This window comes from Corallococcus sp. AB030 (genome assembly GCF_003668965.1).
GTDB lineage: Bacteria > Myxococcota > Myxococcia > Myxococcales > Myxococcaceae > Corallococcus > Corallococcus exiguus.
The window spans coordinates 21,561-28,569 of record NZ_RAWQ01000141.1 but is presented as its reverse complement, the minus strand read 5'-3'; the positions used below and the strand labels follow the sequence as shown (position 1 = coordinate 28,569).

The following is a 7,009-nucleotide window of genomic DNA, read 5'->3' as shown; positions in this document are numbered from 1 at the left end:
CCACCGCACGCACCCGGCCGACAGGGGTCCCGGGCCGGGTGCGTGCGGTGGAGGGGGCCCGCGCATGAAGCGGTTGCTCATCGTGGACGACGAGTTCGCCATCGTGGAGGCGCTCGAGGACATCCTGTCCCTCGAAGGCTACGACATCGTCACCGCGTACAACGGCGACGAGGGTCTCCAGCGGCTCATGACCTCCAAGCCGGACCTGGTGCTGTTGGATTTGATGATGCCGGTGATGGACGGCGGAGAGCTGCTGCGCCGCATCCGCGCCCATCCGGACCTGTGCGACCTGCCCGTGGTGGTGATGAGCGCGGGCCGCCTCACGGACGAGGAGCGCCGCGCCAGCTCCCACTTCCTCGCCAAGCCCTTCGAGCTGGACGACCTGCTGGGCACCATCGCGAAGCAGCTGCCCGCGGACGGGGCCCTCGCCTGAGGGCTGCGATTAGCCAGGCGTCGCGCGGAAGAGGACGTCGCGGTAGTACTGCAGCTCGCTGATGCTGGAGCGCAGGTCCGCGAGCGCGGTGTGCCCGCTGGGCGGCTTGCGCGGCTCCACCAGCGCCGGGTACCAGGCGCGCGTAATCACCTTGAGGCTCGTCACGTCCACCATGCGGTAGTGCAGGTAGCGGTCCACCATGGGCATGTGGTCGATGAGGAAGCGCCGGTCCGTGTGGATGGAGTTGCCCGCGAGGATGCCCTCGCCCAGGTCGCAGTAGTCCGCGATGAAGGACGTCACCTCGCGCTCCACCACGCGCAGGGACGACGTGGACGCGCGCACCTTCTCCAGCAGGCCGTTCTTCGTGTGCATCTCGCGCACGACGGGCTCCATGCGCTGGAGCATCTCCTCCGGCTGCCAGACGACGCGCTCGAACTCGCCCATGGGGCGCAGGTCCGGGCCGGTGACGATGATGCCCACCTCGATGATGCCGCAGGTATTGGGGTCCAGCCCGGTCATCTCCAGGTCGAGCCATACAAAGCGGATGTCACGGGAAGCCATGTCCGGAAGGGTCCTGGTCGCGAAGAGGAAGACGCCCCCTATAGCAGCCCGGAGCCCCGGCGCACCCCCTCCGTGGACGAATCGTCCCGCCGCGCCCGCCTGCCTCCCTAGAAGTCCACCAGCGCCTCGGCGGTCCACACGCCCTCCGGCCCTTGGCGCACGGACACCTGGGTGAGCGACGCGCCCGTCAGCGCCACGTGGGTGCCATGGCGCGCCTGTCCCGCGCGCTCGCCGAAGCCGTGGCCGAAGAGGTTCAGCCCGTCCAGCCGCACCACGAAGCACTGGAAGCGCAGGCGCCGTCCGGCCATCGCGCCCACCACCGCCCGCAGCCAGTCCGCGAGCAGCTGGTCATGGTCCGAGGACTGGCAGTCCACCTCCAGCTCCTCGTGCGCCTCCACGCTGCGCGGGTCCGTCACCAACGCGCAGAGTCCCAGCGCCGCCATCTCGAAGGCCTGCTCCATGGAGCGGCCCACGCCCCGCACCCCAAGCAGCTCCTCGCGCGTGAAGTGCTCCCAGTGCGTCCGGGGCCTGCTGTCATCCGCATGCACGGTTTCCACATCCATACGCCCTCCTCATGTCCTCGTCGTCATCCGCTTTGCGTTCCCGAAAGCCCGTCAGAACCACCACCCGCCCGCCACGTCCGGAGCCACGCCCTGCGGCCGGGCGGGGCTGGCCTCCCGGGCGCGCGTGAGCCAGCGCCGCAGCTCGTCCTGGGTGAGCGCGGGGAAGGTGTCGTAGGCCTCGGAGACCTCGCGCAGCGCGGGGTCCAGCGTCAGCGCGTGCACCGCGTCCGCGCGGCCCCGGACGAGCTCCAGCGCGCGCGGCGTCGCCACGCCCACCGCCACGATGCGCCGGCGCACGCCCTGCTGCTTCAGCGCCAGGAGCGCCGCGGTCACGGTGGCGCCCGTCACCATCCCGTCATCCACCAGCAGCGCCGTGCAGCCGCGGATCCGCGGCGTGAGGCCGCCTCGCAGCTGCCGGGCCTGATGCTCCACGTCGTCCACCTCCTCGTGCACGAAGCGCTGGAGCGTCTCCCCGGGCAGCTTCGCCTGGCTTGCGGCCTGGGGGTCCAGGTACAGCCCGCCGCCTTCCGTCACCGCGCCCAGCATGAGGCGGCCCCCCGGCACGCGCAGCCGCCGCGCCACCCACAGGTCCAGGGGAGCCCTCAGTGCCCGGGCCACCTCGTACGCCACGCGCAGCCCGCCGCGCGTCAGCCCCAGGACGCACACGTCCCCGGAGCGGTAGGGCGCCAACACCCCCGCGAGCTTCTGCCCCGCCTCCGCCCTGTCCCGGAAACGCATCGGTCTGCCTCCACCCCCGGAAGGTGCTCTTCCCTTCGGAGTGTGTCGGCGGAGGCACGTTCAGTGGCTCTCCTGGCGGCATGCCCGGGGGGCCAGGGCACCGCGAGCACCTCCCGCGCTAGGGTGCGGCCCATGACGCCCATCGCCCTCGTCGTCGGCAGTGCCAGTCCCCACCTCGGCCGTGCGCTCGCCCAGGCGTTCGGCGCGGAGCCGGTGGGGGTGAAGCGGGAGCGCTTCCCGGATGGAGAACTGCACATCGAGGTGCCCCCGGAGGAGGTGCGCGGCCGCCGCGTCGTCATCCTCCAGTCCTCCACCCCACCCGTGGGCGAGAACCTGATGGAGCTGCTGCTGCTCGCGGACGCGTGCTGGCGGGCGGGCGCGGCCTCGATGGAGGCGGTGATTCCATACGTGGGCTATGCGCGCCAGGACCGGCGGGCCCGGCCGGGCGAGCCCCTGGGCGGCCGTCTGGTGGCGGACATGGTGTCCCATGGCCGCTTCACGCGCGTGTTCACCGTGGACCTGCACAACCCGGCGCTGGAGGGCTGCTTCGGCGCCCCGCTGGAGCACCTGTCCGCGCTGCCACTGCTGGCGGACGCGCTGCGCCCCCACGTCACCGACACGACCGTGGTGGTGGCGCCGGACCTGGGCGCGGTGAAGCGGGCGGAGGCGCTGGCGAAGCTGCTCGGCCGTCCGTGGGCGGTGGTGCACAAGGCGCGGCTGAGCGGCAACGACGTGGAGACGCTGGGCCTCTTGGGCCAGGTGCGCGGCATGCGCCCCATCCTGGTGGACGACATGGTGTCCACCGGCGGCACGCTGGCGGCGGCGGCGAAGGAGCTCAAGGGAGAGGGCTGCGTGGACGACTTCATCCTCGCCACCACGCACGCCCTGCTGGTGGGCCCCGCGCTGGAGCGCCTGCACGGCGTGCCGGTGAAGCGGCTGGTCAGCACGGACAGTGTGGAGCACCGGCAGGACCTGCCCTTCCCCCACCAGGTGGTGACGCTGGCCCCGCTGCTCTTGCGCGCACTGCGGCCCGACGCGCGTTAGTCTGCCCGGCCATGTCCGACACGCTTCTGACGCAGCTCGACGCCGGGGTCTTCTCCGTCACCTTCAACCGGCCGGAGAAGAAGAACGCCTTCACCCACGCCATGTACGAGGCCGCCACCGCCGCCCTCCTGGAGGCGGACCGCCGCGACGACGTCCGGGTGGTCCTCCTGTCCGGCGCGGGCGGCGCGTTCACCGCGGGCAATGACATTGGCGACTTCCTGGAGCACCCGCCCACGGGCGAGGACAGCGCGGTGTTCCAGTACCTGCGCGCCCTGGCCGGCCTCTCCAAGCCCGTGCTGGCGGCGGTGGAGGGCGCGGCGGTGGGCATTGGCACCACCATGCTCCTGCACTGCGACTACGTGGTGGCCGGGGAGAAGACGCGCTTCAACATGCCCTTCGTCAACCTGGGCCTGTGCGCGGAAGGCGCCAGCAGCCTGCTGCTCCCGCGCATGGCGGGCTTCGCGCTGGCGTCGGAGCTGCTGCTGTTCGGCGACCCGTTCGACGCGGCCACCGCGCTGCGCGCCGGCATCATCAACAAGGCCGTCCCGGAGGCGCAGCTGAAGGAGGTCGCCACCGAGCGCGCCCGCGCCCTGGCCCAGCGTCCCGCCCAGGCCCTGAAGGTGACCAAGGCGCTCATCCGCGGCCCGCTGCGCGACCAGGTGGACGCCGCCCTCAAGCGCGAGGGCGCCGAGTTCGTCCAGCGCCTCGCGTCCGACGAAGCGAAGGAAGCCTTCATGTCCTTCATGTCGCGCGGCCGGAAGTAGGCCTTCCCGCCGCGACGCGTGCGGCACTCCCGGGTCCGCGTGCATGTCACGCGGACCCGGTGTCGTTTCAGGGACTGACTACCGCGGCGCGGGCGGCGCCTGCGGCGTCTTGGCCGGCTTGCCGGTCAGGAACGCCCCGATGCTCGCGCCCTGGGCCTCCTTCAGCGCGATGCACTGGTCCACGATTTCCAGCACCTGCCGCAGCACGCGCTCGGAGCCGGGCACCTTGTCCACGCGCGGCTCGAAGAGGGCGGCCACCTCCTGGCGCTTGCCCGCGTCGCAGTAGCCGGCGCCCATGTACGGCAGCCGCGAGCCCATGCCCTCCGGCAGCAGGCCCGGCTTGTCGTCGGTGCCCACCAGCGTGTCGAAGTTCGTCTTCAGGAACTCCACCGCGGTGTCGCGGGTGCGGGGGTCGCGGGACGCGCCCATCAGGAGCCACAGGTTCTCACGCATGTCCTGCTTCGGGTCGAGCAGCAGCTCCAGGTTCGCCTTCACCAGCTTCGGGTCCGTGGCGTGACTCAGGCCGCCCAGCAACTGCTGACGCTGGTAGCGGCTCGTCTCACCACGCAGGGCCTCCATCAGCTTCGTGTGCAGGGCCGCGTCCCCGTGCTCCACCGCGATGGCGAGCACCGCGCCCACGACGTCCGGCGCCACCGCCTTGCGGTCCTTGAGCCACTGCTCCGTCAGCGTGCGCGCTTCGGCGATGAGCTTCGGGTCGTCGCCCTCGTTGCCGGCGAGCTCCAGCAGGCGCGGACGCAAGAGGCGCAGGTCCTCGCTCTCACCGGCGCGCGGCTTGAAGCCCAGCTTGCGCGCGCGCGGTCCGAAGGTGTCGCGGACGTAGCGGGCGCGGTCCGCGTTCTGCGCCTCCGGGAGCAGCCGCGACGACACCAGGTCCATCAGCTCCAGGCCCGCCTCCAGCACCTGCCGGTCCGGGTCCTCCGCCACGCCGGTGAGCAGCGGCAGCGCGTCCGCCGCGGGCATGAGCCCCGCCTTCGCCAGCGCCAGCGAGTCACTCAGCAGCACCACCCGCTCCGCGCGCGACAGCTTCGACAGGCCGGACTTCATCAGCTTCGCGTGCGCATCACCCGCCAGGCGCATGCGGTAGTAGCCCGAGCCGTCCGCGTTGGGGAACACCCACGCCGGGCACGCCTTCGCCTCCGTCAGGGCGATCTCCGCCTTCTCCTCCGTCATCAGCGTGCACGCGGTGGCGTCCTTGCCCGCGCCCGGGTACTTCACGCACACCGGCACCTTCCACGACTGCGCCTCCGGGGCCTTGGAGCCCAGGCGCATGTAGCGCTGCTGGGTGAGGGCCACGCGCGGCTTGCCGCCGTCGCACAGCAGGGTCGCGGTGATGAAGGGCGCGCCCGTCTGGTCCAGGAAGCTGTTCATCACCTGGGACACGTCCTTGCCGGACTCGGCGGACAGCGCGTCCAGGAAGTCCTTCGCGGTGGCGTTCTTGCCCGCGTGCGCGCGGATGTAACGCTGGATGCCCTTCTGGAAGACGTCGCGGCCCAGCCACGTCTCCGCCATGGCCAGCACCGCGCTGCCCTTGCCGTAGGTGATGCCGTCGAAGGCGTTCTGGATGTCACCCGCGTTCTGGATGGGCTGGCGGATGAAGCGCGCGGCGACGAGGCTGTCCGCGTCCAGCGCGTCGTTGCGGGACTGCACGCGCTCCACCGGCGCGTCCCACGTGGGCTGGTACGTCTCCACGATGCGCGGGGTCATCCACGAGGCGAAGGACTCGTTGAGCCACAGGTCGTCCCACCACGCCAGGGTGACCAGGTCGCCGAACCACTGGTGCGCCAGTTCGTGCACCTGCACGTTCGCGAACGCGCGCTGGCGCCACACGGCGTCTTCCTCCGGCTTCGCCAGCGCGAGGCGCGAGTTGAACGTGACGAGGCCCGGGTTCTCCATGGCGCCGCCCATCAGCGGCACCGCGAGCACGTCCAGCTTCTCGTACGCGTAGGGGATGCCGAAGTACGCCTCCAGGCGCTCCAGGATTTCCGGCGTCACCTTCGCGGCCCACGCGCCTTCGCTCGCACGGCCGCGCGGCGTGATGATGCGCGTCTTCACCTGCTTCTGCCCCGCGTCGCGCGCGGGCAGGAAGTCGAACGGGCCCACGCCGAAGGCGATGAGGTAGCTGGGCAGGGGCTGCGTGGGGGCGAAGCGGTAGATGTGCCAGCCGTCCGCGCCCTTCTCCTCCGCGAGCTGCGGCGTGTTGGTGACGGCCACGTTGCCTTCCGGCACGTGGAAGGTGAGCTGCCACGGCACCTTGAAGCCGGGCTCGTCGAAGGACGGGAAGGCGCGGCGCGCGCCCAGTGGCTCGAACTGCGTGTAGATGTACCAGTCGCCGCCCTCGTTGACGCGGAAGGCGCCGGAGGTCTCACGCTCGGACGCGGTGCCCGTGTACGTGAGGTGCAGCTTCGCGCCGCCCACGGCCAGCGGCTTCGCCAGCGTCAGGCCGAGGAAGTCCTCGCCGGAGGAGGAGGCCTTGAGCGTCCGCGTGACGCCGCCCTGCTCCAGCGTGGCCTCCTTCACGATGAGGCCCTTGCCGTGCATCCAGATGACGTTCGTGGCCTTGGCCACCTCCAGCATGACGTCGACGGTGCCTTCGAAGGACTCCGCCTTCGGATCCATCTTCAAGACGATGGCGTACTTCGTGGGCCGCACGTCCTCAGGCAGCCGCAGCGTGGGGGGCGTGGGTGCCGTGGCCGCCTGGATGGCGGGCGTTTCAACGGCACCGGGAGCGGGAGCGTTACCCTGTCGGGCACCGCATGCCGCAAGGAAGGTTGCGGTGGCCAGGGCCACCGGACGGAGCAGGTTGGGCATGGCCGCGCAGTGTGGACCAGAGCAGCCTGGCAAGGTAGCGACGAGCAAGCGGTGCGTGGCCTTGCTGTCAGGTCGTG

Annotated in this window: 7 protein-coding genes; 3 read left to right on the top strand and 4 right to left on the bottom strand. The window is 71.4% G+C overall.

Annotation, left to right across the window (positions count from 1 at the left end; translation table 11 throughout):
• Positions 1-64 precede the first annotated feature (64 nt).
• On the top strand, positions 65-433 hold the full coding sequence (locus D7Y15_RS28710; RefSeq protein ID WP_120579016.1) for a response regulator: 369 nt from the start codon (positions 65-67) through the stop codon (positions 431-433).
• A gap of 9 nt (positions 434-442) precedes the next feature.
• Here D7Y15_RS28710 and orn read toward each other — a convergent pair whose 3' ends face one another.
• The 3 genes from orn to D7Y15_RS28695 form a co-directional block, all read right to left on the bottom strand.
• Positions 443-994, bottom strand: coding sequence for an oligoribonuclease (gene orn, locus D7Y15_RS28705; protein ID WP_120579015.1), 552 nt, complete (start codon positions 992-994; stop codon positions 443-445).
• 107 nt (positions 995-1,101) lie between these two features.
• On the bottom strand, positions 1,102-1,557 hold the full coding sequence (locus D7Y15_RS28700; RefSeq protein WP_120579014.1) for an archease: 456 nt from the start codon (positions 1,555-1,557) through the stop codon (positions 1,102-1,104).
• A 51-nt stretch (positions 1,558-1,608) separates the two neighbouring features.
• On the bottom strand, positions 1,609-2,295 hold the full coding sequence (locus tag D7Y15_RS28695) for a phosphoribosyltransferase (protein WP_120579013.1): 687 nt from the start codon (positions 2,293-2,295) through the stop codon (positions 1,609-1,611).
• A 123-nt stretch (positions 2,296-2,418) separates the two neighbouring features.
• On the opposite strand from D7Y15_RS28695, the gene D7Y15_RS28690 reads away from it, so the two are divergent.
• Positions 2,419-3,339 (top strand): ribose-phosphate pyrophosphokinase, encoded by a 921-nt coding sequence (locus D7Y15_RS28690; protein WP_120579012.1) that lies wholly within the window; start codon positions 2,419-2,421, stop codon positions 3,337-3,339.
• Positions 3,340-3,350: 11 nt separating this feature from the next.
• Entirely contained in the window at positions 3,351-4,103 is a 753-nt protein-coding gene (locus D7Y15_RS28685) for an enoyl-CoA hydratase (RefSeq protein WP_120579011.1), read from the top strand.
• Positions 4,104-4,181: 78 nt separating this feature from the next.
• Here the strand turns inward: D7Y15_RS28685 and D7Y15_RS28680 are convergent, their stop codons facing one another.
• Positions 4,182-6,932 (bottom strand): M1 family metallopeptidase, encoded by a 2,751-nt coding sequence (locus tag D7Y15_RS28680; RefSeq protein ID WP_121754554.1) that lies wholly within the window; start codon positions 6,930-6,932, stop codon positions 4,182-4,184.
• Positions 6,933-7,009 lie beyond the last annotated feature (77 nt).